This is a genomic window from Carnobacterium divergens (assembly GCF_900258435.1).
Taxonomy (GTDB): Bacteria; Bacillota; Bacilli; order Lactobacillales; family Carnobacteriaceae; genus Carnobacterium; species Carnobacterium divergens_A.
Genome location: NZ_LT992558.1, coordinates 1,826,996 through 1,853,445, shown reverse-complemented (window position 1 = coordinate 1,853,445; position 26,450 = coordinate 1,826,996). Strand labels below are relative to the sequence as shown.

The 26,450-nt window shown below is 35.2% G+C and carries 27 protein-coding genes; 24 read left to right on the top strand and 3 right to left on the bottom strand.

Translation table 11 applies throughout. From position 1 onward, the window contains the following. The first annotated feature begins 35 nt into the window (after positions 1-35). The 5 genes from CDIMF43_RS09335 to CDIMF43_RS09315 all read left to right on the top strand — a co-directional run bounded on the left by CDIMF43_RS09335 (position 36) and on the right by CDIMF43_RS09315 (position 3,083). Positions 36-470, top strand: coding sequence for a YlbF/YmcA family competence regulator (locus CDIMF43_RS09335; protein ID WP_074402536.1), 435 nt, complete (start codon positions 36-38; stop codon positions 468-470). An 11-nt stretch (positions 471-481) separates the two neighbouring features. Continuing rightward, on the top strand, positions 482-826 hold the full coding sequence (locus CDIMF43_RS09330) for a YlbG family protein (protein WP_074402537.1): 345 nt from the start codon (positions 482-484) through the stop codon (positions 824-826). Between the two features lie 151 nt (positions 827-977). Continuing rightward, on the top strand, positions 978-1,544 hold the full coding sequence (gene rsmD, locus CDIMF43_RS09325) for a 16S rRNA (guanine(966)-N(2))-methyltransferase RsmD (RefSeq protein WP_074402538.1): 567 nt from the start codon (positions 978-980) through the stop codon (positions 1,542-1,544). Further along, positions 1,541-2,026, top strand: coding sequence for a pantetheine-phosphate adenylyltransferase (gene coaD, locus CDIMF43_RS09320; protein WP_109841842.1), 486 nt, complete (start codon positions 1,541-1,543; stop codon positions 2,024-2,026). The genes rsmD and coaD overlap by 4 nt, the downstream gene beginning before the upstream one ends. 22 nt (positions 2,027-2,048) lie before the next feature. Continuing rightward, positions 2,049-3,083, top strand: coding sequence for a SepM family pheromone-processing serine protease (locus tag CDIMF43_RS09315; protein WP_074402540.1), 1,035 nt, complete (start codon positions 2,049-2,051; stop codon positions 3,081-3,083). 46 nt (positions 3,084-3,129) lie between these two features. On the opposite strand, the gene CDIMF43_RS09310 is transcribed toward CDIMF43_RS09315, so the two are convergent. Further along, complete coding sequence (locus CDIMF43_RS09310) at positions 3,130-3,891, bottom strand: TspO/MBR family protein (protein ID WP_074402541.1); 762 nt, start codon at positions 3,889-3,891, stop codon at positions 3,130-3,132. Between the two features lie 160 nt (positions 3,892-4,051). On the opposite strand from CDIMF43_RS09310, the gene CDIMF43_RS09305 reads away from it, so the two are divergent. The 18 genes from CDIMF43_RS09305 (at position 4,052) to pnp (ending at position 23,484) form a co-directional block, all read left to right on the top strand. Next, on the top strand, positions 4,052-4,735 hold the full coding sequence (locus CDIMF43_RS09305) for a helix-hairpin-helix domain-containing protein (protein ID WP_109841841.1): 684 nt from the start codon (positions 4,052-4,054) through the stop codon (positions 4,733-4,735). Positions 4,736-4,798: 63 nt separating this feature from the next. Beyond that, a complete protein-coding gene (locus CDIMF43_RS09300; protein ID WP_074402543.1) occupies positions 4,799-5,296 on the top strand; it encodes a ComE operon protein 2 in 498 nt (165 codons plus the stop codon). Positions 5,297-5,307: 11 nt separating this feature from the next. Next, complete coding sequence (locus CDIMF43_RS09295; RefSeq protein ID WP_109841840.1) at positions 5,308-7,641, top strand: DNA internalization-related competence protein ComEC/Rec2; 2,334 nt, start codon at positions 5,308-5,310, stop codon at positions 7,639-7,641. Between the two features lie 71 nt (positions 7,642-7,712). Further along, positions 7,713-8,738, top strand: a complete 1,026-nt coding sequence (holA, locus tag CDIMF43_RS09290) for a DNA polymerase III subunit delta (protein WP_109841839.1) — start codon at positions 7,713-7,715, stop codon at positions 8,736-8,738. 181 nt (positions 8,739-8,919) lie between these two features. Beyond that, the gene (rpsT, locus tag CDIMF43_RS09285) at positions 8,920-9,174 is read left to right on the top strand and encodes a 30S ribosomal protein S20 (protein WP_034569326.1); all 255 of its coding nucleotides are present in this window, start codon (positions 8,920-8,922) and stop codon (positions 9,172-9,174) included. Positions 9,175-9,349: 175 nt separating this feature from the next. Beyond that, positions 9,350-10,138, top strand: coding sequence for a pyrroline-5-carboxylate reductase (proC, locus tag CDIMF43_RS09280; RefSeq protein ID WP_074403090.1), 789 nt, complete (start codon positions 9,350-9,352; stop codon positions 10,136-10,138). A 42-nt stretch (positions 10,139-10,180) separates the two neighbouring features. Further along, positions 10,181-12,163, top strand: coding sequence for an excinuclease ABC subunit UvrB (gene uvrB / locus CDIMF43_RS09275; protein WP_109841838.1), 1,983 nt, complete (start codon positions 10,181-10,183; stop codon positions 12,161-12,163). A 159-nt stretch (positions 12,164-12,322) separates the two neighbouring features. Then, positions 12,323-13,387, top strand: a complete 1,065-nt coding sequence (gene ulaG / locus CDIMF43_RS09270) for an L-ascorbate 6-phosphate lactonase (protein ID WP_074402546.1) — start codon at positions 12,323-12,325, stop codon at positions 13,385-13,387. 74 nt (positions 13,388-13,461) lie between these two features. Next, on the top strand, positions 13,462-14,886 hold the full coding sequence (locus tag CDIMF43_RS09265; RefSeq protein ID WP_074402547.1) for a PTS ascorbate transporter subunit IIC: 1,425 nt from the start codon (positions 13,462-13,464) through the stop codon (positions 14,884-14,886). A gap of 24 nt (positions 14,887-14,910) precedes the next feature. Then, a complete protein-coding gene (locus CDIMF43_RS09260) occupies positions 14,911-15,192 on the top strand; it encodes a PTS sugar transporter subunit IIB (protein WP_109841837.1) in 282 nt (93 codons plus the stop codon). 33 nt (positions 15,193-15,225) lie between these two features. Then, complete coding sequence (locus CDIMF43_RS09255) at positions 15,226-15,693, top strand: PTS sugar transporter subunit IIA (RefSeq protein ID WP_074402549.1); 468 nt, start codon at positions 15,226-15,228, stop codon at positions 15,691-15,693. Positions 15,694-15,709: 16 nt separating this feature from the next. Further along, complete coding sequence (locus tag CDIMF43_RS09250; protein WP_109841836.1) at positions 15,710-16,351, top strand: 3-keto-L-gulonate-6-phosphate decarboxylase UlaD; 642 nt, start codon at positions 15,710-15,712, stop codon at positions 16,349-16,351. Between the two features lies 1 nt (position 16,352). Further along, entirely contained in the window at positions 16,353-17,219 is an 867-nt protein-coding gene (locus CDIMF43_RS09245) for an L-ribulose-5-phosphate 3-epimerase (RefSeq protein ID WP_074402551.1), read from the top strand. Next, complete coding sequence (locus CDIMF43_RS09240) at positions 17,209-17,928, top strand: L-ribulose-5-phosphate 4-epimerase (protein ID WP_109841835.1); 720 nt, start codon at positions 17,209-17,211, stop codon at positions 17,926-17,928. Before CDIMF43_RS09245 ends, CDIMF43_RS09240 begins: the two co-directional genes overlap by 11 nt. A 101-nt stretch (positions 17,929-18,029) precedes the next feature. Next, on the top strand, positions 18,030-20,114 hold the full coding sequence (locus tag CDIMF43_RS09235; RefSeq protein WP_109841834.1) for an HTH domain-containing protein: 2,085 nt from the start codon (positions 18,030-18,032) through the stop codon (positions 20,112-20,114). 62 nt (positions 20,115-20,176) lie between these two features. Further along, positions 20,177-20,704 carry a GNAT family N-acetyltransferase gene (locus CDIMF43_RS09230; RefSeq protein ID WP_109841833.1) on the top strand — a complete coding sequence of 176 codons (528 nt, stop codon included), beginning with the start codon at positions 20,177-20,179 and terminating at the stop codon, positions 20,702-20,704. 153 nt (positions 20,705-20,857) lie between these two features. After that, positions 20,858-21,127: a 30S ribosomal protein S15 gene (gene rpsO, locus CDIMF43_RS09225; protein WP_010054155.1), complete on the top strand. Its 270-nt coding sequence runs from the start codon at positions 20,858-20,860 to the stop codon at positions 21,125-21,127. Between the two features lie 224 nt (positions 21,128-21,351). Next, a complete protein-coding gene (gene pnp / locus CDIMF43_RS09220; protein ID WP_109841832.1) occupies positions 21,352-23,484 on the top strand; it encodes a polyribonucleotide nucleotidyltransferase in 2,133 nt (710 codons plus the stop codon). Between the two features lie 47 nt (positions 23,485-23,531). Here pnp and CDIMF43_RS09215 read toward each other — a convergent pair whose 3' ends face one another. Beyond that, complete coding sequence (locus CDIMF43_RS09215; RefSeq protein WP_109841831.1) at positions 23,532-24,524, bottom strand: biotin--[acetyl-CoA-carboxylase] ligase; 993 nt, start codon at positions 24,522-24,524, stop codon at positions 23,532-23,534. 140 nt (positions 24,525-24,664) lie between these two features. Here CDIMF43_RS09215 and CDIMF43_RS09210 point away from each other — a divergent pair, with 140 nt between their 5' ends. Then, positions 24,665-25,486: a Cof-type HAD-IIB family hydrolase gene (locus CDIMF43_RS09210; RefSeq protein WP_109841830.1), complete on the top strand. Its 822-nt coding sequence runs from the start codon at positions 24,665-24,667 to the stop codon at positions 25,484-25,486. Positions 25,487-25,503: 17 nt separating this feature from the next. Here CDIMF43_RS09210 and CDIMF43_RS09205 read toward each other — a convergent pair whose 3' ends face one another. Beyond that, positions 25,504-26,256, bottom strand: a complete 753-nt coding sequence (locus CDIMF43_RS09205) for an alpha/beta hydrolase (RefSeq protein WP_376711528.1) — start codon at positions 26,254-26,256, stop codon at positions 25,504-25,506. Positions 26,257-26,450: the final 194 nt, after the last annotated feature.

Below are 26,450 nucleotides of genomic sequence, written 5' to 3'. Positions count from 1 at the left end.
ATACTATAAGTAATAATGTAGAAAGAAGGAGTCTAATGATTGTAACTCAAGAATATCTAGAAGTAGAAACAGAGGCATTGACTTTAGTGAAAAACATTATGGAAAGTAAAATTGGAATCGATTATTGTTTAGCAAAAGTTACTCTGAAAGAAGACACGATAGCTCAACAAAAAATACATGCATTTAATAAAGCAAAATCAGCTTTTGAAGCGATTGAAGCATATGGAAAGTACGCGCCAGATTACAAAGAATTGAATCGTGAAGTACGACGTCTAAAGCGAGAAATGGATACAGATGAAGCTGTGTATCGCTATCGTTTACTAGAAACGGATTTACAAACGATATTAGATGAAATTAGTCTAACGCTTGCTAAAGCAGTTTCTGATACAATAAAAGTTCCTGCAGGCAATCCGTTTTTTACAACTGGCAAAAGTGGTTGTAGTAGTGGGGGAAGTTGCGGTTGTGGATAGGAGGATGAAGAATGGAATTGACTCTAAATGAACGACAAGGAATGATTGTTTGGGTATATAGCCTCCGCCATCTCAAAACCTTGAAGCGCTTTGGTTTAATTCATTACGTGTCAAAAAAAATGAAGTATGTTGTGATTTACATTGATCGTGACGATGTGGAAGTTGCTGAGAAAAAGTTAAATGGGTTGCACTTTGTTCGCAAAGTGGAAGTGTCATACCGCCCGTTGATTAATATGAATTTCAGTGAACGAATTGGTCACCGAAAAACACGTAAAGAAGTAGAAGAAATTGAAGAAATCAACATGATTGAAGGGAAAAATGAGTTGTTGTTAAAAGACCCACTAGAAGTCGTGTGATAAGTAGATTAAAAGAGGAGGCCATTTCGGTGGCCTCTTTTTGGTTTAGCTGAAAACAATATTGACAAAAACAACTCCAGTCAACTAAACTAAACAAGTAAAGAAAAAAGTTGATAAATGAATGTTTAAATAAGAAGGGAAGTCACAATCAATGCGTGTAATTTCAGGAGAATATGGTGGGAGACGTTTAAAAGCAGTCCCTGGTACTAATACCAGACCGACAACCGATAAAATCAAAGAATCGCTATTTAATATTATTGGCCCTTACTTTGATGGTGGAAGTTGTTTAGATTTATTTGCAGGAAGCGGAGGGCTCTCTATTGAAGCGGTTTCAAGAGGGATGGATACGGCCGTTTTGATTGACAAAGACCCTTTAGCATTAAAAACAATTAAAGAAAATATTGAGATGACGAAAGAAAGTCATAAATTCACGGTTTATCGTAACGATGCCAATCGGGCCATTGATTTACTCCGTTCCAAACAACAAACGTTTGATTTGGTTTTTTTAGACCCACCTTATCTAAAACAAGAAATTGTGAATCAAATCGAAAAATTAATTACAGGTCATTTGATTGTAGATAAGGGCTTAATTATCTGTGAAGTAGAAAAAAAAGTCGATTTACCAGATAAAATTCAAACCGCCACGTTAATTCGTCAAGAAAGATACGGCATTACAAAAATTATGATTTATGAAATTGAAGCAGGTGAAAAAGAATGACGAATAAGGCCCTATTTCCTGGGAGTTTTGATCCATTGACCAATGGACATGTCGACACGATTGAACGCGCGGCAAAGCTTTTTGATACAGTAATTATAGCTGTACTGACCAACACATCTAAAGTATCCCTGTTTGATTCAAATGAAAAAATTTCGTTGATTAAAGAAGCAACAAAACACATTCCTAATGTTGAGGTGATTGCGCATGTAGGTGGTTTAACAATTGATCTGGCTACGAAACTAGGAGTCAGTGCAATGGTGCGTGGCATGCGTAATGTGACTGATTTTGAGTATGAATTTAGTATAGCCTCAATGAATAAATTACAAAATAGTCAAATTGAGACAGTCTTTTTACTAGCAGATGAACGCTACCGTTTTTTGAGTTCAAGTTTAATCAAAGAAGTTGCAAAATTTGGTGGGGACGTTTCAGAACTTGTACCAGCGGCTATTAATCAAGCCATTAAACTGAAATATAAGCCTTAAAAGGCTTGATGGAGGAAATGAGATGAAACAAAAGAAGCGACTTAATTGGGTTTTACCATTAATTTTAGTAGTTCTTGTTCTTGGTGTAGCAGTGCCGATTCCTTATTATATTGAATCGCCAGGAGATGCGGTCAGTTTATCAAAAATGGTGACGGTGAATCATCAAGAGGATAAAGAAAAAGGTCGTTTTATGTTGACAACCGTTGCTATTAGACGGGCTACGCCACTTTTATACTTTATGCGCTTCTTGCCTTTTCATGAAGGCGTAACGAAGGCGGAATTATACGGAGAGGTCGAATCGAACCAAGAATTTAACAATTTGCAACAGTATTATATGACAAGTTCCGTTAATTCCGCGATAGAGCTAGCCTTTAAAACGGCTGGGGAAAGCTATCAAACGGAATACAACGGTGTTTATGTGATGTCCATTACTAAAAATTCTAAATTTAAAGAGTTGTTGCAACCAGGAGATACAATTGTTTCTTTAAATGATCAAAAATTCAAAAGTTCTAAAGAATTCATTGATTATGTAAAAAAACAGAAAATTGGCGAAACGATTCAAGTTAAATTTAAGCGTCAAGGTGTTGAAAAAACAGTAAAAGCCCCCTTAATTGAAATGGAAGCTGATAAAAAGGCTGGACTTGGAATTAGTTTAGTCGATGATACGACGATTAAAACAGCTATTCCAGTCGATGTGAACACGGATAAAATTGGCGGACCTTCAGCAGGAATGATGTTTACTTTGGAAATTTATAGCCAATTAAAACAACAAGACTTGCGGAGAGGCAGAGAAATTGCAGGAACTGGAACCATTGCACCTGATGGAACAGTTGGGCGTATTGGAGGAATTGATAAAAAAGTTGTAGCAGCAAGTAAAGAAGGTGCTACCATCTTTTTTGCTCCAAACGACGAGATTGATCCAGCAATCAAAAAGAAATATCCCGAAATTAAAACAAACTATGAAGAAGCTAAACTCGCAGCTGAGAAAATAAATACAAAAATGAAAATCGTACCAATTAAAACGTTCCAAGATGCCATTACGTATTTAGAAAAATAAAAAACCTCGAAAAAATGATGCACTCATTTTTTCGAGGTTTTTTATGCTAAAGGACTCTTTTTTCTTTTTTTGAAGATTCTTTAGGTCGTTTTTTTATTGCTTCAATCACATAACCAATCGTTACCACAGCCAAGAGAATTGTTAAACCTAAGGCTACAATAGCGATAAACCAATTGATTGCTAGGTTGTGAATAAAGATTCCGTATAAGGCCCATAAATAAACGCCAACGATTGCCCAATTTCGTAAATAATGAAGTGCACCAAAACCAATCACGGTTGTTAAAACTAAGAAAATCAAAGCAACAATTCCTTGGAAGAAGGGATGGATTCCAACAACGGCAACCAACCAATAACTGATATTTGCTAAAGTTGCAACGCTGACCCAACCAAGATAAATTGAGATTGGAAGAAGGTAAATCCAAGAATTCCCTGTTTCCAGTTGACTACGGTACAACCATAATAATGAAACGAATAAAAATAGGATAACTAAAATTGAAACGCCAGGAAAGCGATACTGCCAAAATAAAATCCATAAACTATTGGCAAGAGAACTCATTAAAAATCCCCAGTAAAGGTTCGTTGTGAGAACTTGTCGTTTTAGTGAAAAACTTAAAAGCCATAAAAACAAAGCCAAGTAAATAATGCCCCAAATGCTAAATACATACCCTGCCGGTGTAAAATAAACCGTAAATTGATTCGAAATTTCACCAGTAGTTAACCCATTGATTGGAATAATAGTTGCTAAAGCATTAATTAGTAACGTAACCCCAAATGCTAAATACAGTTTAATGATTCTTGTTAAACGCATTTTAATTCCTCCTCTTTTTTTATAGCCGTGTAACGTAACATTTTATACTATCACTATACTTTATTTTAAAAAAAATGAATAAAGATAACCCTTAAAAAAAGAAAAAAGAACGTTTTTGCAAATAATAAAGATAAGGGGGGAAGAAGAAGGGAGAAATAAGATGAACGATGTAAAAGAATGGCTGCAAAAAAATCGGGTGTTTTTAACGGTTTTAATTTCAAGTTTAGCGATTGTACTTATTGTTTGTACCATAATTGTTTTATTACTTGCTACACCATCCTCTGAAAGTAGAGTGACAGAATCACTTGAGGAAGCTGTCAGTAAAGAAGAACTTAAATCAAAAAAAGAAGACCCAGCAAAAAAGAATCTAGCTTCACCAGAAAAAGCAGTAATCGATATAAAAGGAGCAGTTAAGAACCCAGGTGTTTACGGAGTGACAAGCGATATGCGTTTGATTGATGCCATTAATTTAGCAGGAGGATTTAATGAAGAAGCAGACCAATCCCAGATGAATTTAGCCTTACGTTTAACGGATCAATTAATGATTTATGTTCCTAAAGAAGGTGAAGAACTAACGATGGAACAACGATTAAAAGAATCTGCTAAATCAAGTGGAGAAATGAATGAAGAAGGAGGCAATAATGAAACAAAAGTTAATTTAAACACGGCAAGTAGTACAGAATTGCAAACGCTGGCTGGTGTTGGAGCGAAAAAAGCAGAAGACATCGTTCGGTATCGCGAAGAAAATGGCTCATTTCAACAAATTGAAGAATTAAAAAAAGTTTCAGGAATTGGAGAAAAAACCTACGAGGCATTAAAAGATCAACTAACAGTGGATGAATAAAAGCGTTGAAAGTTTATACAGGCTTTTGTATACTTAAAGAAATTAGCGTTAGGGGGAGAGACTATGGTAGAAAGAATTCCGTGGGACCAATATTTTATGGCACAAAGTTTATTGTTATCTTTAAGAAGCACTTGTACTAGATTAACAGTAGGAGCAACGATTGTGCGTGACAAGCGAATTATTGCAGGTGGGTACAACGGTTCAGTGACTGGAGACGCTCATTGTGTCGATGAAGGCTGCTATGTGATTGATGGACATTGCGTCAGAACCATTCATGCTGAAATGAATGCCATTTTACAGTGTGCCAAATTTGGTGTTGCAACTGAAAATGCAGAAATCTATGTAACCCATTTTCCGTGCCTACCATGTACTAAAATGATTTTACAAGCAGGAATTAAAAAAATCCACTATTTAGAAGATTACCATAATGATCCTTATGCTTTAAATTTAATTGAAAAAGCTCAGGTACAGTGTCAAAAAGTGACATTAGATAAATCTTATTTTTCTCAACTCCATTTTGGTGAAACAGATTCAAATTCTTCAACAGAAAGACTTCATTAAGTTAGGTATTGATGAGGGGATATCTGTGTTTTATTGCTATTTTCTCGTTATTAATCGAAGTTGTTTTAGTGACGAAGTTCAATTGGCTTAGTCTAGTACTAAGTTTAATTTTTTTAATACGTCTGTATTTCTTAAAAAAAAATACGCTTTTTTTAACATCTTGCATGATAGGAGTGTTAACAATCGCGTTTTTTTATTTATATGAAGGTGCGAATCAGACATTCCTTTCTGGGGGAGAAAAGCATGCGCAATTAACTGTATTACCAGATACTATTCGAATCAATGGGGATCAAGTCCAATTCTATGGGGAATTAGCTTGTGATCAAACGAAGAAAACAGAAAAAGTAATGGCGTTTTATCGTTTGAAAAATGAAGCAGAACAACGTTATTGGCTGGGAATTGTGTCTAAATTAAGGCTCGTGGTTGACGGAGAATTGATTGTCCCTGAAAACAATCGAAATCTTGGACAATTTAACTATCGTCGCTATCTAGCTCAAGAAAAGTGTCATTGGATTTTGCGAATAAGCGCCCAAAAAGAGAGTCGCTTGCAACAAAAGAACATTGGAACGATTAGCTATCGAAAAAAGTTATTTCGTTTTATAGATCAAAGGCTACCTACAAAGGTAGCGAGTTATTTAAAAGCGTTGTTATTTTCTGAGAGGACTGAATTATCAGAGGATGTAGTGAAGAATTTAAAAGCATTAGGTGTCGTGCACTTGTTAAGCATCTCAGGTGTCCATTTGCAATTTTTATTGAGTCGAGTGAACTATTTTTTAGTGAGACTTGGTTTTACGTTGGAGACAACAGGATATTGTTTGATTGCATTTATTCCAATTTATGGCTATTTTGCAGGATGGACGGTAAGTGTTTTTAGAGCAATTTTGATGCTTCTTATCTCGTTGATTGCTAAAAAATTAAGATTAAAATGGTCATCTTTAGATTCGTGGAGTATTGTTGTGCTTTTTGCAATTTGGCTTAATCCTAATTCCGTAATGACGTTAGGCTTTCAATTAAGTTATTTGCTTAGTTTTGTGATGATTTTATTAAATCAAAATCCACTTAAGAAGAAACAGACACCTATTATTGAATCCATTTGGATTTCTTTGGTTGCGATGCTGGTTTCAGTTCCTGTCTTAGTTTGTCACTTTAATGAGTTTTCCTGGTTCAGTATCTTTGCGAATATCATGTTGGTTCCACTAGTAGTACATGGGTTAATTCCTCTTTTAGTTGTTTTATTAGTTGGTTTATTTTTGATAGGGCGTACGTTACTTTACACGGGGTTTATTAGTATAGTTCAATTTTTTTTAGTGACATTTGAAAGACTAATTGATGAAGTTAGCTTTCGTTCTTTTTATTTAATTGTGACAGGTGTTCCTTCTTTTTATTTGATTTTAATTACGTTTAGTAGCTTAGTAGTGTTTTTCTTAGCTTGGGAAAGTCGAAAATGGACATTGACCACAAGTCTTTTAGTGTTAAGTAGTTTCCTTTTACTAAGCCTACAACCGTTCTTGCAACCCTATGGTAAAGTAGTAATCATCGATGTGGGGCAAGGGGACTCCTTGCTAATTAAGCACCCTTTTAATAAAGGAAACTATTTAATTGATACTGGTGGTGCTGTTCATTTTAAACAAGAAAAATGGAAACAAAAAAAAGATTCCAATCAGAAAATAGCTGAAAAAATAGTGATTCCTACCTTAAAAGCAGAAGGAGTTTCAAGCTTAGAAAAAGTAATTATCACTCATAGTGACATGGATCATATGGGGGCTTTAATAGATTTATCGAAAGAAATTAAAATAAAAGAGCTTGTTTTTCCAAAGGGCGGAACTGCAAAAAAAGCGTTTAAAGAAATAGTCCATCAGTTGGTAAAAAAAGAGGTTAAAGTGACAGAAGCTTTAAAGGGGGATGTCTTGTTTCAAACCAAAACTACTTATTTAAAAGTAGTGTATCCATTTGAAAAAGGGATTGGCGAAAATAATGATTCCATTGTAGCATATGGGAAAATTGGAGAATTTCACTGGCTTTTTACAGGAGATTTGGAAAAAGAAGGGGAAGAGCAGTTAATTGCGATGTACCCATCTTTAAAAGTTGATGTATTAAAAATCGGGCATCATGGAAGCAATACATCAAGTCATGACCCTTTTTTACACCAATTAAACCCGCAATACGGGTTAATTTCTTGTGGCCTAAACAATCGATTTAAACACCCTAGACCAGAAGTGTTACAGCGACTTGAAAAATATAAAGTCAACATTTACCGAACTGATAAAAGCGGAGCAATTCACTATCAATTTAACAAGAAAGGCAAGACCGTTGGAGCGAATGTATTCGAAACGATTTTAAAATAAATAAAATTTAGCTTGCAATTGATAGAGAGGATTTGTAACATAAGTGTAGGATAAGAAAGTGGTGGATAGGCGTGAATTATGCAAGTGAAATTGCAAAATTAAAACAAGGCAAATTAGCTCCAGTGTATTTGTTTTTAGGAACAGAATCTTATTTAGCTGATTCTGCTAAACAAACACTTATTGATGCAGTATTAAAACCAGATGAAATGGATTTGAATTTCGGGAATTACGACATGGAGGAAGTTTTAGTCGGCGTAGCATTAGACGATGCAGAATCCGTTCCGTTTTTTGGCGAAAAACGTTTGGTCATGATTGATAGACCAACTTTTTTAACAGCTGAAAAAAACAAACAAAAATTAGAACATGATTTAGTATGGTTGGAAAATTATTTGAAAAATCCACCTGAATTTACTGTTCTTGCTTTTTTTGCTCCCTATGAAAAATTAGATGAACGAAAAAAAATAACAAAACTTGTAAAAAAAGTCGCAACAACGATTGATGTAAAAGCACTTTCTGAAAAAGAAACGCGTGCTTTTTTAAAAGATACGATTGCTAATGAAGGCTTCCAAATTAGCCCTGAAGCCTTTGAATTATTTATTCAATTGACAGATGCCAAACTTTCCTTGGCAATGGGGGAATTACCTAAATTATTTTTATTTGCAGGTGACAGTCAAACCATTACGAAACAAGCAGTAAACGATTTGGTACCAAAATCATTGGAACAAAATATTTTTGCGTTAGTTGAATACGTGCTAAATAAGAAAGTTTCAGATGCATTAAGCTTATACCAAGATTTGTTATTGCAAAAAGAAGATCCAATCAAAATCAACGCCATTTTAATGACCCAATTTCGGTTGTTAGTTCAAGTTAAAATTTTAGAAAAAAAAGGCTATCAGCAAGGAGATATTGCGAGTGCATTAAAAGTCCACCCCTACCGAGTAAAATTGGCGATACAACAAGCTAGAAAATTTGAAGAAAAAGGATTGAAGGATGCGTTTCATGGGTTGATTGAAACGGAGTATCGTTTAAAGACAGGAAAAGGCGATAAAGAAATGCAATTTGAGCTATTTGTCTTACAGTTTTCGGCATTAAAATAGAATCATCAGACGGTAATTTTAATAAGTAACGTAAACTAGTTCAAATTTTATAGCTATCAAGTAAAAAAACTTTACACTTTATATTGCAATGACGCTCTGCATTATGTATAATAGTTCATGTTGGAGATAACTGAAATAAAAGCTATTTTAGTTATAAATAATTGAAAGTGGGGTGAATCAAATGCCAAATATCGAATCTGCAATCAAGCGTGTACGTACAAGCGAAAAATCAGCTGTACAAAATAGTGCTCAAAAAAGCGCAATGCGTACTGCAATTAAAAAATTCGAACAAGCTGTAGAAGCTGGTTCTGAAAACGTAACAACATTATACAACGAAGCAATCAAATCTGTAGACATGGCTGCTACAAAAGGATTGATTCATAAAAATAAAGCTAACCGTGACAAATCTCGTTTAACTGCTAAATTAGCTAAATAATTAGACTTGGAACGCTCATTCTTTTATAAGATGGGCGCTTTATTTTTTGGGAAACACCATTCATTTATGAGTGGTGTTTTTTTATGTTAAAAGAATAGTCAGTCTTTATTTACGGAACAAATGTTCTGTGTTAAAATGGAGGAATAGATAAACGATAATGAAAGAAGGTTCTTTTATGAAAAAAATTGGATTGATTGGTGCAGGGCAAATGGGTGGAGCGCTATTAAAAGGATTATTAGAAACAAAGACTATTTCACCAGAAGAAGTTATTGTGAGTGGTGGGAAAAGTGGAACGGCACAAGCATTACAAGAAGAATTACATTTTGTATTGGGAGAATCCAATGTAGAAGTTGCTCAAGCGGATATGGTTATTTTAGCCGTTACCCCTAAAGTAATGCCAACTATTTTAACTGAAATTAAAGACGTCATTTCTGAAAATACATTAGTTATTAGTTTAGCAGCATCCATGGAATTGCAAGAATATCAAGCTATTCTAGGTGCAGATAAAAAAATTGTAAGAGCCATTCCTAATACACCAGTGTCTATCAAAGCAGGAATGACAGCAATTACTTTTGGAGAAAATCTAACAGAAGCTGAATGTGAAGTAGTCAATCGTTTGTTCCAGTCAGTTGGAGAAACGGTAGTATTAGAGGAATCTAAAATCAATAGTGCCAGCACATTATCGGGTTGTTCGCCAGCTTTCATTGCTATTTTTATTGAAGCATTAGCGGATGCAGGTGTATTGAATGGCCTTTCTAGAGAAGAAGCTTATTTATTAGCAGAACAATCATTGATTGGAACCGCCAAAATGGCATTGTTAACTGGAAAACATCCAGGAGCCATTAAAGATGATGTTTGTTCTCCAGGTGGGACAACGATTCAAGGCGTTGTAGCCTTAGAAGAATATGGGTTTAGAAATGCTGTTATTAAAGCAATTAGTGCCTCAACAAATCATAAACATTAACCCCAGATAGAACCATGTACAGATAAAAGGAGGTTCATTTTAATGCCAAAAGACACATTTGAATTAGTTTCAAAATATCAACCTAGTGGGGACCAACCCGAAGCGATTCGACTGTTGACAGAAGGAATCCATGCTGGAAAAAAAGAGCAGACATTACTAGGGGCAACAGGAACAGGAAAAACATTTACTGTATCCAATGTGATTCAAGAAGTAAACAAGCCTACGTTGGTAATTGCGCATAATAAAACATTAGCGGGGCAATTATACGGAGAATTTAAAGAGTTTTTCCCCAACAATGCAGTTGAATATTTTGTCAGCTACTATGATTATTATCAACCAGAGGCGTATGTACCTTCAAGCGACACTTACATTGAAAAAGAATCAAGTGTAAACGATGAAATTGATAAGTTGCGTCACTCAGCAACGAGCGCTTTATTAGAACGACGAGATGTTATTGTGGTGGCTTCAGTTTCTTGTATTTACGGACTAGTAAATCCTGTTGATTATAAGGAGCATGTTCTTTCGCTAAGACAAGGTGCTGAAATGGACCGCAACGAATTGTTACGCCGTTTAGTAGAAATGCAGTTTGAACGAAATGATATCGACTTTCAACGTGGGAGATTTAGAGTGCGGGGTGATGTAGTCGAAATCTTTTTAGCCTCAAGAGATAGTGAAGCCATTCGGGTTGAATTTTTTGGCGATGAAATTGAACGGATTCGTGAAGTAGATGTGTTAACGGGAGAAGTAAAAGCGGATATTGAGCACGTTCCTGTTTTTCCAGCAACTCATTTTATTAAAAATGAAGATCAAACACGAGAGGCCGTTGCAAAAATACAGGCAGAGTTAGAAGAACGTTTAGTCGAATTAAGAAGTCAAGATTTGCTAGTAGAGGCTCAACGCTTAGAGCAACGAACAAAGTATGACATTGAAATGATGTTGGAAATGGGTTATTGTTCAGGAATTGAAAATTACTCTAGACATATGGATGGTCGTGAAAAAGGTGAGCCACCTTATACGTTGATTGACTTCTTCCCAGATGATTTTCTAATTGTGATTGATGAGTCACACATCACGATGTCGCAAATTCGAGGAATGTTTAATGGGGACCAAGCTAGAAAGCAACGTTTGATTGATTATGGTTTCCGTTTACCAAGTGCGTTAGATAACCGTCCATTGAGATTGGAAGAATTTGAAGAACATGTTAATCAAATTATGTACATCTCGGCAACACCAGGTCCGTACGAACTGGAACGTACCCCAGAGGTTGTTCAACAAATTATTCGTCCAACTGGATTGCTTGATCCAGTGATTGAAGTGCGTCCAATTCTTGGACAAATTGATGATTTAATCGGTGAGATTAATGAGCGAAGTGAACGAAATGAACGTGTATTTATCACGACATTAACTAAAAAAATGTCAGAAGATTTAACAAATTATTTAAAAGAAGTAGGAATCAAAGTAAAATATCTGCATAGTGATATTAAAACATTGGAACGAACTGAGATTATTCGTGATTTACGTTTAGGTGAATTTGATGTATTGATTGGAATCAATTTATTACGTGAAGGAATCGATGTCCCAGAAGTTTCATTAGTAGCAATATTAGATGCAGATAAAGAAGGCTTTTTACGAAGTGAACGTTCTCTTGTGCAAACAATTGGCCGAGCAGCACGGAATTCAAACGGAAAAGTTATTATGTATGCAGACAATATGACGGAATCAATGAAGGGCGCGATTGGTGAAACGGAACGACGTCGGGCTACTCAGATTGCGTACAATAAAGAGCATGGCATTGAACCTCAAACGATTATTAAAGAGATTCGCGATTTGATTTCAATTACGAAATCAGTGGATGATCCGGAAGATTACGATATTGCCGCTTCAATGGTAGATAAACTGACTCAAGCTGAACGCAAAGAGTTGATTACTAAAATGGAGATGGAAATGCGAGCTGCAGCAAAAGAATTGGATTTTGAAAAAGCAGCAAATCTAAGAGATATTGTTCTTGAATTAAAAGCAAAATAATAGCCGAGCAGAACTAGAAGAAACATCCTAGTTCTGTTTTTTTTTGATCCAGTCCATTCTTGTACATAATCAATGTGCTAAAGATGGACTTTTTAACTTATTTAATTCTCAGTATAGTAAAGGAAGAAAGATAAAACGCTTACAAAGGAGATTGGTACTATGAAAAAAATTGATTCAGTCACAAGAGAATCATGGATTTTGGACACTTTTCCAGAATGGGGCACATGGTTAAACGAGGAAATTTCACAAACAAAGGTTAAACAAGGAACCTATGCGATGTGGTGGTTAGGGTGTACGGGAATCTGGTTGAAAAGTCATGAGAACACTAATATACTTTGTGATTTATGGTGTGGAAGTGGCAAACGAAGTCACGGAAATGGAAAAATGAAAGACGGCCATCAAATGAAACGAATGAGTGGGTGTGAAGAATTACAACCCAATTTAAGAACACAACCATTTGTTATCGATCCATTCGCTATCAAAGAATTGGATGCTCTAGTTGTCACTCATATTCACTCAGATCATGTAGATATTAACACTGCTGCTGCTATTTTACAAAATTGTTCAAACGAAGTCCCTTTTATTGGTCCGCAAGGTGTAGTTGATTTATGGATTTCTTGGGGAGTGCCAAGTGAACGTTGTGTTGTTGTGAGACCAGGGGACCGAGTAAAAGTAAAAGACATTGAAATTATTGCGTTAGAAGCTTTTGATCGAACTGCATTAATCACGGCACCAGTTAAGATGATGTTGAAAAATCAACTTCCGCAAGATATGGATGACATTGCTGTAAATTATTTGTTTGTGACATCAGGCGGTACACTTTATCATGCAGGCGATTCGCATTATTCCAATCAGTTTGCAAAGCATGGAAATGAGTATCAAATTGATGTAGCATTAGGAGCATATGGCGAGAATCCTAGAGGGATTACGGATAAAGTGACTTCTGTTGACATGCTTCGGATGGCTGAATCGTTGAACACGAATGTTGTGATTCCAGTCCATTATGATATTTGGTCTAATTTCCAAGCAGATCCAAAAGAAATTATGTTGCTTTGGAACAGTAAAAGGAACCGCCTGAATTATCAATTTAAACCGTTTATTTGGCAAGTGGGTGGGAAATTTGTCTACCCAGACGATCAGGATAAGTTAGAGTTTAATTTTAATAGGGGATTTCAAGATGTTTTTGCCGTAGAACCAGATTTACCATTTCCTTCCTTCTTATAAAAATGAAAACTTCAAAAATGGCGGATAGTAAAATTAAGTCTTTCTTTTAAAATCTAACAAAAGGAGAAAAAAAGATGACATTATTTTTAGGACTGTTTGAATGGTTTGCGAATAATATATTGCAAAAACCAGAATTTTTTATTGGGATAATTGTCTTTATTGGTTATGTATTATTAAAAAAACCTCTTTATGAATGCTTTGCAGGTTTTGTTAAAGCAACCGTTGGTTATATGATTTTGAATGTAGGTGCTGGAGGCTTAGTGACAACTTTTAGACCAATATTAGCAGGTTTGAATGATCGTTTTAATTTGGATGCTGCGGTTATTGACCCCTATTTTGGTTTAAATGCAGTAAATGCAGCTTTAGAAAATATTGGGATTTCAACATCATGGACTATGATTTCATTACTTCTAGGATTTTCGTTAAATATTGTATTGGTTTTATTTAGAAAGTTAACAAAGTTAAGAACTTTATTTATTACCGGTCATATTATGGTTCAACAAGCAACGACTGTTACGTGGATTGTCTTTTTCTTATTCCCTGAGTTTCGTAATTTAACTGGAGGAATTATGGTCGGGATTCTTGTTGGTCTTTATTGGGCAGTATCTTCCAACTTAACAGTGGGACCAACTCAGCGACTTACAGGAAATGCTGGATTTGCAATCGGTCATCAACAAATGTTTGCTGTTTGGTTAACTGACAAGGTTGCAGGGAAACTAGGAAATCCTGAGAAGAATTTAGAGAATATTAAGTTGCCAAAATGGTTGTCTATTTTTCATGATAATATCGTAGCAACAGGAACGTTAATGCTTTTTTTCTTTGGTGTGATTATGACAATCCTTGGAGAAGATTATTTAAGGGAAATCAATCCAGCGTTTACAGCAACGACTTCTTTCCCAATGTATATTATTTCTCAATCTCTCTATTTTGCTGTTTATTTAGCCATTTTGATGCAAGGCGTTCGGATGTTTGTAGCGGAATTAACTAATAGTTTTCAAGGGATATCCAATCGGATTTTACCTGGGTCATTGCCAGCAGTTGATTGCGCAGCAACCTACAATTTTGCGCCTAATAATGCGGTATTATTTGGTTTTATCTTTGGAGCTATAGGTCAGTTTATAACAATTTTAAGCTTAGTTGTATTTAAATCACCTGTGTTAATTATTACAGGATTTGTACCTGTTTTTTTTGACAATGCGACGATTGCCGTTTTTGCAAATAAACGAGGTGGAACCAAAGCTGCAATGATTTGCTCTTTTGTCTCAGGGGTATTACAAGTTTCAATCAGCGCTTTTGCTGTAATGTTATTTGGGCTATATAAGTATGGAGGATGGCATGGAAACATAGATTTTGAACTTTTCTGGCCGTGGGCAGGTGTTTTAATGAAATATCTTGGATTCATTGGTTTTGTTATTATTTGCTTCTTTTTCTTAGCAATTCCGCAACTACAGTATCATTTTTCAAAAAATAAAAAGGATTATAACGATGGGTTAGAGTAATTAAATAGAAATGGAGTGAATAGAATGTTAAACGTTTTAGCAGCATGTGGAAATGGGATGGGCTCAAGTATGGTGATTAAAATGAAAATTGAAAAAATATTGAAGGAATTAGCAGTTGCAGATTTTAAAGTAGAGTATTGTAGCGTAGGGGAAGCTAAATCACAAGCAGGAGGATACGACATCATTGTGGCTTCTAATCATTTGATTCATGAATTAGATGGCAGAACGAAAGGGCATTTGTTAGGTTTAGATAATTTAATGGACGATATAGAAATTAAAAATAAATTAATGCCACTTGTCTCATAGATAAGTGAATCCAGTTAAGGGGAGTGGAGAATAGTGCTTTCATTGAAAAATTCTTTAATAGAAAATAATTCAATTAGATTAAATCAACATGCTCAAAATTGGCAAGAAGCCATCAAGATTGCAACAGCACCATTGGTAGACAGTCATGCTGTTGAAGAAAAATATAGCGATGCAATTATTGCCTCCACCTTACATTACGGACCCTACTATATTTTAATGCCAGGTCTTGCAATGCCTCATGCTAGACCCTCTGACGGAGTGAATCAGGATGCTTTTAGTTTAGTAGTCCTAAAAGAACCTGTTGTTTTTTCAGACGGGAAAGAAATTTCTATCTTAATCACCTTAGCTGCAACCTCAAGTGCCATTCATACTAGTATAGCAATTCCGCAAATTATTGCAGTCTTTGAGTTGCCTAATATTGTTGAACGGTTGCTAAAAGTCGAAACCAGCGAGGAAGTTTTGGAATTAATTGATGAAGCTGATTTTAGTCAGTACATTTAAAAAAGGAGAGAATGTCATGACGATACCCAATTTACAAATAGCGTTAGATAACAATTCATTAAGCGAAGCTATTTCTTCTATTTCGAAAGCAGGACCGTTTGTTGATATTGTAGAAGTAGGAACAATTCTTTGTCTTCAAGAAGGAGTAGAAGCCATTCGTTGTTTACGAGCATTGTTTCCTAAAAAAATTATTATAGCTGATACAAAATGTGCGGACGCTGGAGGAACAGTAGCGAAAAATTGTACGGATGCCGGAGCTGACTGGATGACAGTAATCTGCTGTGCAACGATTCCAACCATGAAGGCAGCTTTAAAAGAAGTTCATGATTTGCAAGTAGAATTATACGGGAATTGGACTTTTGAGGAAGCTAGTCAATGGTTGGAAGCGGGAATTAGTCAAGTCATTTACCATCAAAGTCGTGATGCGCTTTTAGCTGGCGAGAGTTGGGGAGAAGAAGATTTATTAAAGCTTCGTAAATTAAGTAGAATGGGATTTAAAGTATCTGTTACTGGTGGTTTAACGAAAGAATCATTAGACTTATTTAAAGGGATTGATGTGTACACCTTTATTGCAGGAAGAGGAATTGCGCAAGCTGAGGACCCTGCTACTGCAGCAAAAGAATTTAAAGCAGAAATCCAGCGTATCTGGGGTGAATAAAATGGTGAAAATAGGAATATATGAAAAAGCATTGCCAAAAAACATAACTTGGTTAGAACGTTTAACGCTTGCCAAACAACTAGACTTTGATTTTGTAGAAATGTCGATTGATGAAACCGATGAGCGATTATCACGATTAAATTGGAGTGTTGCTGAACGCCAGGAGATAGTAAAATCTATCTGGGAAAGTGGTGTTTCGATTAAGTCCATTTGTTTAAGTGGCCACCGTCGCTATCCTTTAGGATCAAAAGACCCTATGGTGCAAGAAAAGGCATTAATTATGATGGAAAAGGCAATTGATTTAGCGTTTGACTTAGGAGTTCGTGTTATTCAACTGGCGGGATATGATGTGTATTATGAAGAAAAAAGTGTTGAAACAAGAGAAAATTTTATTCGAAATCTAAAAAAAGCAGTCACTTTTGCTAGCGAAAAACAAGTGATTTTAGCGATTGAAATTATGGATGATCCATTTATCAATTCAATCACTCGCTTTTTAGAAATAAAAAAAGAGATTTCGTCCCCTTGGTTAAAAGTCTATCCTGATTTGGGGAATTTAACAGCATGGGCAGAAAATGATGTTGGTCTTGAATTGGAAATAGGAATTTCAGAGATAGTTGCCATCCATTTAAAAGATACATTAGCCGTAACGCCAACATTTCCTGGTAAGTTTAAAAAAGTTCCGTTTGGCAAGGGATGCGTTGACTTTAAAGGCTGTTTTAAAACGCTAAATCGCTTAGATTATAAAGGGGTTTTTTTAATTGAAATGTGGAGTGAGGATAAGCTGGACTTCATTTCAGATATTCAAAAAGCGCAAACGTTCTTACGGCCGTTGTTAAAAGAAGGAGGTTTCTGTATAGATGACGAATGATGTGATAAAAAAAATGAAAGAAGATGTTTACAAAGCTAATGTAGCATTGTCAAAGCATGGGTTAGTAAAATTAACTTGGGGAAATGTTAGTCAAATTAACCGAAAATTAGGTGTCGTAGTCATTAAACCTAGTGGAGTTGCTTATAATATGATGACGGCGCAAGATATGGTCGTTACGGATTTACAAGGCAATAAAATCAGTGGCACGCTAAATCCTTCTTCTGATTTGCCAACTCATATTATTTTGTATCAAGCTTTTAAAGAAATTAAATCGGTGGTGCATACTCATTCAAAATGGGCTGTTAGTTGGGCACAAGCAGGCAGATCAATTCCTGCTTACGGGACGACTCACGCAGATGCTTTCTATGGGAGTATCCCATGTACACGAGAATTGACCAAACAAGAAATTGAATCAGCCTATGAAGTTGAGACCGGAAACGTCATTATTGAGACTTTTCGAGAAAATCAGCTAGATCCTCATGCAATTCCAGGGGTAATTGTCAAAGGGCATGGTCCATTTACTTGGGGAGAAGATTCAAAAAAAGCGGTGGAAAATAGTTTGATTTTAGAAGAAGTAGCAGAGATGGCTATGCATACGGAAACAGCATATTTTACTCGTCAAGAAGCCCCAAATCTATCCCAGTATTTGTTAGAAAAACATTATTTAAGAAAACATGGTGAAAATGCATACTATGGGCAAAGTCAATAATTAACTGTAATCAACTTTATAAATTTGATATTCTTAAAGTAAAGAGGTTGTTTAACTTCTTTACTTTTTTGTACATAATTGAAGAAAGTAGGTTGGAGAACATGGAGCAGCTGGATACAAAGTTCATTCAATTTTTAAGTATGATTAGTAGACAAAAAGAAATTCGAAGTATAACAGAATTAGCTCTCAATTTAGGTGTTTCTAGAAGAATGGTTTATTATTATGTTGATAAATTAAATGATTTTTTGAAAGAAAAAAAAAGACCAACTCTTCAAAGACAAAAAAGAAAAGGATTCGAAATTTCAAAAATACAACAGCAAGAAATTCAACTATGGATGAAGGCTCAAGAAACGACAGATTATGTATTAACTCAAAATGAACGGCATTTATTAATAGGGTTGCTTATTTTAATTGAAAATAAAAAATGGCAGTTGCAACATCTACAAGATTTTTTTCATGTCTCTAGGAATACTGTTATAAAGGATGTTCAATTAGTTAAAGAATGGTTATTAACTTTTGGTGTAACGATTGAAAGCAATAAAAAAAGAGGCTATTTTGTAACAATTAGTGAATTAAATCGAAGACAGTTAATTTATCAACAACTTTATCTAATGGAAATTGCTCAGATGGATGCAATTTATTATTTATTGGTACACGAATTGGAAATAGTAAAAACACCTCAAGAACTAAATCAAGCTATTCAGGCTATTGAAGCAGCTATTTATCAAACAAAAACTTCTTTAGCCAAGGAGATTACGGAATTAGACACTCATATTTTAGCAAAAATGATAGTGATCGTACAAAATAGAAGTAAAAATGGTTGGATTGTAGAATGGACAAAAAAAGAAGCGGCACTCATAGAAGAACGTTTGGAATTTAAAATTGTTGTTCAACTTTTGCAACAGCTTAATGGATATTTTGGAATAGACCACCTTGAAAAAGAAGCTTATTACTACAGTGTCTTACTGTTATGTATTGAAAAGAATGTGGATGCTCATTTTCTAAGCAATCCCTTTGAAAATTTAGTTTATGTAACCAAAAATTTTGTCCGTTTGTTTGAACAAATTGCAGGGATTCATTTTCATAACCGCGATCGCTTGATTGAAAAAATTCAAACCCATATGAAAGTACTCTATTATCGACATGTTTTCGAGGTTCAGATGCCTAATTATTTAGTAAAAGATCTAAGCGATCGTTATGAAAAAGCATTTAAGTTAACTGAAAAAGTGAGTATTATTATGAAATCGGATATTGTTTTTCAAACAAGTTTTTCAAAAGGATTGACGAAAACAGAAATCACTGAAATTGCCATTTATTTTGAGGAAGCGATTTTAAAGGAACAGACTAGAAGAGATGTTTTACAAGTATTGGTTGTTTCTGATTGTTCAACTGTTTTAAATAACGTGATTGAGGCTCATTTACAACAATTATTACCAGAAAGTTTAGTTGTTGGAAATTTAAAATCAAAAAGTGCGTATTATTATCCTGGCAAAGTAGACTACTGCATTTCAACCAATCTAAATTATGTTCATCCTCAAGGAGAAACAGTTTATGTTTCGCCAATTTTAACAATTGAGGATAAAAAACGGATGAAAGAATTAGGAAAGAAGCGACCTTTGACGTTGAAAAAAAGAGAAAAGATTAAATTGCTTCTGACTGAGTTTCAGTATATAGAGAATCAAGATGCATTTATCTTGGAATTGGAAAAACTAGTAAAAAGTCCAAAAAGAGAGTTGCCTAAAAAATATCAAGTAAAGCTGGTTGATTTTTTGAAGAACTCAGAGTTTTGTTTTGTGGAAGATCAAGAGGACAGTTTGCCTACTTTATTAGATAAAATGAGTAAGCCGTTAATTGAAGAGCATTATATTCAAGTGAGTTATAGAGAACAAATAAAAGAAGAGCTTAATCAAGGACAGCTTATTTTTTTATATTCCAAAATCTTACTAGTGCATACAGATTATCGTTTTGGTTCAATCAAACCGGGGTGTAGTTTTCTATTTTTAAAATCGCCACTTATAGTGAAGAATAATAAAGAGGTCCAGTTGATTGTTTTCTTGGCAACAGAAGAAACAATGGCACATGTCCCCTTATTATTTGAATTGGATCATTTATTGCAATCTAATTTTTATGAAATACTAATAAAAACAGCCTCTTTTCAAGCGGCAACTCAGCAACTTCAATCTTGATTTTCATTTTCCGTTAATGTAAAGTTAGGATCATTTAGTTTTAAAATAGAGGGATGATAAGGATGCAAGAACACTATTACTTAACGAAACCGATCGAAGCATTAGAATCGAGTTATTGTTCTTTTTTAAACGATTGGGAAAAATCGAAAAAAAAAATGGTTCCATGGGTGATTGAAAGAGATCCAACTCATTTTAAAGAAATGATTAGTCTTTTTGAAGAAGAGGTACGAGGTGAAAATATTCCGAAAAACTGGGTACCGGCATCAACCTTTTGGTACTGTAGTTCTGAAAATGAACTCATTGGGGTTGTAACTATTCGCCATTATTTAACTGAGGAGTTGCTTCAAACAGGTGGACATATTGGGTATGGCATTAAGCCTAGTATGAGAAGAAAAGGACATGCGACTCGTTTACTGAATCTGAGCCTAGAAGAATGTCAGAAATTAGGTCTTAAAAAAATGTTAATCACTTGTGATAAAGAAAATGAAGGGTCAAGAAAAACGATTCAGCATAATGGTGGTCAGATGGAAAATGAAGTGGTTGAGAATAACGGAAATATCGTTCAAAGATATTGGATTCCACTCCCTTAAAAAGAAGCAGAAAGTAGCTTGAAATCTCTTGCAATTTCAAGTGAAATCGTGTAAAGTTTAAATTGTGTATAACACATGACCCTTACTTGGTTTCTCGAGTCACCAACGGATTACTCAGTAAGCGGCAAATCTAATAGGAAGAGGTGTTTAGAAATGGCAATTTCTAAAGAAGACAAAAACGTAATCATGAAACAATATGCAACTCACGAAGGAGATACTGGTTCTCCAGAAGTACAAATTGCTGTATTAACTGCAGAAATCAATCACTTAAATGAGCATGCACGTGTTCACAAAAAAGATCATCATTCATACCGTGGATTAATGAAAAAAATTGGTCACCGTCGTAACTTGCTTGCATACTTACGTAACAAAGATGTAGCTCGTTACCGTGAATTAATTCAAAGCCTAGGCTTACGTCGTTAATTTTCGTGTATCTTTTGGAGCGAGGTTCATAGGAATCTCGCTTCATTTTGTTTGGAATCAAATCAACTTGTCAAGGAAGAAATCGATTGTCTAAAAAAAGGTATCCTACTATGCAAATGCGAGTATCTAAACTAAGTTAGGTGTTCACATTTGTTTAGTAGCTTGTGTGTATCTGTGTGATAATAAGATTTTCGACTTTGAACAACAAAGGAGAACTATAAAATATGACAGAAAAACAAATTTTTAAAAAAGAGTGGGCTGGCCGCACGTTAAAGGTTGAAGTGGGCCAATTAGCAAAACAAGCAAATGGAGCTGCTTTAATCCGTTATGGCGACACTGCTGTATTAACAGCCGCAGTAGCTAGTAAAAAAGCAAAAGATGTTGACTTTTTCCCATTAACAGTGAACTATGATGAAAAAATGTATGCAGTTGGTAAAATTCCAGGAGGATTTATTAAACGTGAAGCGCGTCCAAGTGAAAGAGCAACTTTGACTGCTCGTTTGATTGACCGCCCAATTCGTCCAATGTTTGCAGAAGGTTTCCGTAATGAAGTTCAAATTACGAATACTGTGATGTCAGTAGAACAAGATTGCTCACCAGAATTCGCTGCAATGTTTGGTTCTTCATTAGCACTTTGTATATCAGATATTCCGTTTAATGGCCCAATTGCAGGTGTTGATGTTGGTCGTATTAATGGCGAGTACGTGATTAACCCAACAGTTGAACAGAACGAATTATCAGATATTCATTTAACCGTTGCAGGAACAAAAGACGCTATTAACATGGTTGAAAGTGGTGCTAAAGAAGTTTCAGAAGAAGATATGTTAGGCGCGTTACTTTTTGGTCATAACGCCATTAAAGAATTAGTTGCTTTCCAAGAAGAAATTGCTCAAGCAGTTGGCAAAGAAAAAATGGAAATAGCATTGTTACAAATTGATGCAGCGTTAGATGCAGAAGTAAATGCTGCCTTTAAACAAAAAATGATTGACGCTATTCAAACAGAAGAAAAATTAGCTCGTGAAGAAAATATTGAATCAGTAAAAGAAGAAGCGATTGCTCATTTTGAAGAAAAATATGCTGCAGATGAAGAAGCGGCCCGTATTTTTAAAGAAGTGAAACAAATTGTGGAAGATTTAGAAAAAAATGAAGTACGTCGTTTAATCACAGTTGATAAAGTCCGTCCAGATGGCCGTAAAATTGATGAGATTCGTCACTTAGCTTCTGAAGTAGGCATGTTGCCGCGTACTCATGGTTCTGGATTGTTTACTCGTGGACAAACACAAGCTTTATCCATTGCAACATTAGCACCTCTTGGAGAACATCAAATTATTGATGGCTTAGGAATTGAAGAGAGCAAACGTTTCATCCATCATTATAACTTCCCTCAATATTCAGTAGGAAGTACTGGCCCAAGTCGTGGTCCTGGTCGTCGTGAAATCGGTCACGGTGCATTAGGAGAACGTGCTTTGTCTCAAGTAATTCCAAGTGAAGAGGACTTCCCTTACACTATTCGTTTGGTTGCTGAAGTATTAGAATCAAATGGTTCTTCTTCTCAAGCAAGTATCTGTGCTGGAACGTTAGCATTAATGGATGCAGGTGTTCCAATTAAAGCACCAGTTGCAGGGATTGCAATGGGACTTGTTAAAGATGGCGAAAACTATACGGTGTTAACGGATATTCAAGGATTGGAAGATCATTTAGGCGACATGGACTTTAAAGTTGCTGGAACGACTGCTGGAATTACAGCTCTTCAAATGGATATTAAGATTGACGGAATTACTCAACAAATTTTAGAAGAAGCTTTAACACAAGCTAAAAAAGCCCGTTTAGAAATTTTAGATGAATTAACTTCTACAATTTCTGCACCACGCTTAGAGCTTAGCGAATATGCTCCTAAGATTGAAATGATTAAAATTAAACCAGAAAAAATCAAAGTGGTTATTGGTCGTGGTGGCGATCAAATCAATGCAATCATTGAAGAAACTGGCGTTAAAATTGATATCGATCAAGAAGGAAATGTCAGCATTGCTTCAACGGATGCCGCTATGATTCAAAAAGCGAAAACAATTATTGAAGATTTAACAAGAGAAATTAAAATTGGTGAAATTTTCAATGGTAAAGTAAAACGTATTGAAAAATTCGGTGCTTTTGTAGAAATTATTAAAGGAAAAGATGGCTTAGTTCATATTTCTGAACTTGCAAATGAGCGCGTTGGTAAAGTAGAAGACATTCTTGCATTAAATGATGAAGTAATGGTTAAAGTTACTGAAATCGATAACCAAGGACGTATCAACCTTTCTCGTAAAGCCTTGCTTAAAAAAGACGAAGAAGAAACAACAGATAAAGAAACAAAATAGGTAATAAAAAAGCACTGAATTTTTAAATTCAGTGCTTTTTGCTATTTTTAAATATACCCATCTAAGCCTCTAATTGAAATTTCCCCAGCAAAAACAGGAGTTAAGTCAGTTTCCCCAGCTAATTGAACCAACAGCTGTCCCTCATCATCAATTTCAACAGCATGGGCTAATTGCCGCTGGTTTCCTTTTAAAAGATAAATATCTTGCCCGATAACAGCAGAAGCCTTACGACAACTATCTAAAAAAGGCGTTGGATCTTCTGATTCAATAAAATTTAAATATAAGGTTTCAAATTCTTTTAAAAACTGAGAGATCAAATGATTCGGTTCGATTGTTTGATTTTGTAAAATAGCTAAAGAAGTAGCTTTGCTTGAAATATCTTCTGGAAAATCTTCGACTAATAAATTGGTATTGATGCCAATGCCAACAACTACATAATGAATTTTTGTTAATTCAGAGCTCATTTCTGTTAAAATCCCACAGATTTTTTTGCCGTTCACCACAATATCATTTGGCCATTTCACTTTGACAGAATCATTTTCAGGCAATGAATTGATAAAAGCGGCTGCCATTAACTGAGTAAGTAGGCTGGCTTTTGCTGGTTGAAGATCTGGTTTTAAAACGATGGAAAGAGAGATAGTCTTTCCTTTTAGTGAATTCCATGTTCGGCCAATGCGTCCTCTGGCAGCTGTTTGTTCTTCTGAAATTAAAACAGCGCCATCTCCAATTAAATCTTGATCTGCCAATTCTTTAGCTCTCGTATTTGTAGAAGAAATGGTAGGGAAAACTAAAAGTTCTTTTCCAATGAGGGTAGTTGTTAATTGTTCTTGAAGTAAAGCTTTACTAATTGGCGGCTCTTTAAATTGATACCCGCTTCTACCAATCGAGTCAATTTCATACCCTTCTTCCTTTAATCGCTGAATTGCTTTCCAGACAGCTGTTCTAGAAATCGCTAATTCTGAACTAATTAATTGACCAGAAATTGGATTTGGATACGCTTTTTGAATAAAACTAAGTACTTTTTCTTTTGTAGTGGACATTTAAACATCCTTTCTTCATAACTGAAAATTGATTACTTTTAAAATAGCATTCTAACTACATAAATGCAATCATTTCAAGAATTAAATAAATTGATTTTATGGTATGCTAAGAGTAAACAATCAAAAGGTGGATAATTAAAATGATCAAATTAGTAGCTATTGATATTGATGGAACACTTTTAACGAGTGACCATCGCTTAACTCAAAATGTTTGTGAGGCAATCGAATTAGCAAAAAACAGTGGTGTTACAATTGTATTATGTACAGGCAGACCGCTTGTCGGAATTACTCCGTATTTGGAAAAATTGGGTTTACTCGATTCAACAACAATAGCCATTACACAAAACGGTGCTTTAGTACAAGAGACCCAATCAAAAAAAGTGTTGAATCACTTAACTCTAACAGCCGATCAAGTGAAGCGCATTTATCAATTTTCGAACAATCAAAAAGCCCAATTAACTTTTTTTGATGAGTCGGAAATGTACCACACAGCCCTTAAACCATCACAGCTTGTAGTAGATGATGCTAAATTGCTACATACGCACTTAACGTATCTTGATGTGGATAAATTAACGCCAGATACCTTAGTGACAAAAGGAATGTTTTTAGGAGATCCAACAGAAATGGATACATTGATTCAAGAACTTCCAGCTTTGTTTAAGGATGACTTTTATATGGTTAGAAGCGTACCTTATAACTTTGAATTTTTAAATAAACAAGCCAGTAAGGGAAAGGCACTACAAAGCCTTGCGGAATCGTTGCAATTGCAAGTAGATGAAGTGATGGCGATTGGAGATGCGGAAAATGATCGGAGTATGCTAGAGTATGCCGGACATGCAGTCGTAATGGAAAATGGCACAGAAGAAATGAAAGCACTAGCAACCTTTATTACGAAATCAAATGATGAAGATGGGGTTGCCCATGCTATCCATGAGTTGATTCTAAAAAAAACAGGTGACTGAATCACCTGTTTTTCGGATTACTTAGGAAGTGCATCTAACCAGTTAAGCAGTAAATCAGAGATAATCGCTTGCTGTTCATTGTTGGAGATTAAAGCTGAAGTATCTCCTTTTTGTGGTCCATAGCTACCAAATCCAGCGTGATTGCCTCCTGTGATTGTCTGGTATGTCGTTGTGGGAGGTAAGTCTTTTTTTGCGTCTTTATAACGATCCCAATTCAAAACACCGTCATGATCTGCCACAATTGAAAGAACGGGTAAATTTGTTTTTGCTAGCGACCCTTTTTCATCAGGATAACTGGCTAAAAAGAAAACACCTTTTAGGTTGGGTGAAAGATGGCTTTCTGCAAAACGGCTCGCCATAACGCCTCCTAGCGAATGACCGCCAATAACGTACTCTTTAATATTATTTTCTTGAATAATGTCAGCAGCAATTCCACTTTTTAAAACGGCTAAATGAAACGGTTGGTGAATGAGGTAAACAGTATAACCTCCTTTAACAGCAAGATTTTTAGCCCAAATGCTATAACTGTCTTCTTTTACTAAAGCACCTTGATAAAATAAAACGCTGAGATCGTTTTTGTGTTTAGTTGGAGTAAAAACAGTTGCATTAGAAGTTGATTTTACATTGACGGCAGGGTTACTTTTTAAAGCAGACTCAGCTTGTGGGCTAGGGGAGTATGTTAGGAGATTTAGTGTTAAAAGACCACCTAATGTTAGAATAGTCAAAATGAGGATACTAATTAGTCCGATTTTTGTTGTACGTTTCATCATAAATTCCTTTCCTTTTTCAAATTAATTCTTAAAAATAAATAAAGCTGTTTGTATTTTAACACAAAAAGGCAAGTTAGGTATGATTTAAGGCGCTTTTATGGTAAAATATGAGATGGTTACATTTGTCTGATTCAAGTTTTAATTCCTTGAATGAGAAACGACAAAAGTAAGAACGTTTTAAAAGTCATGTATAA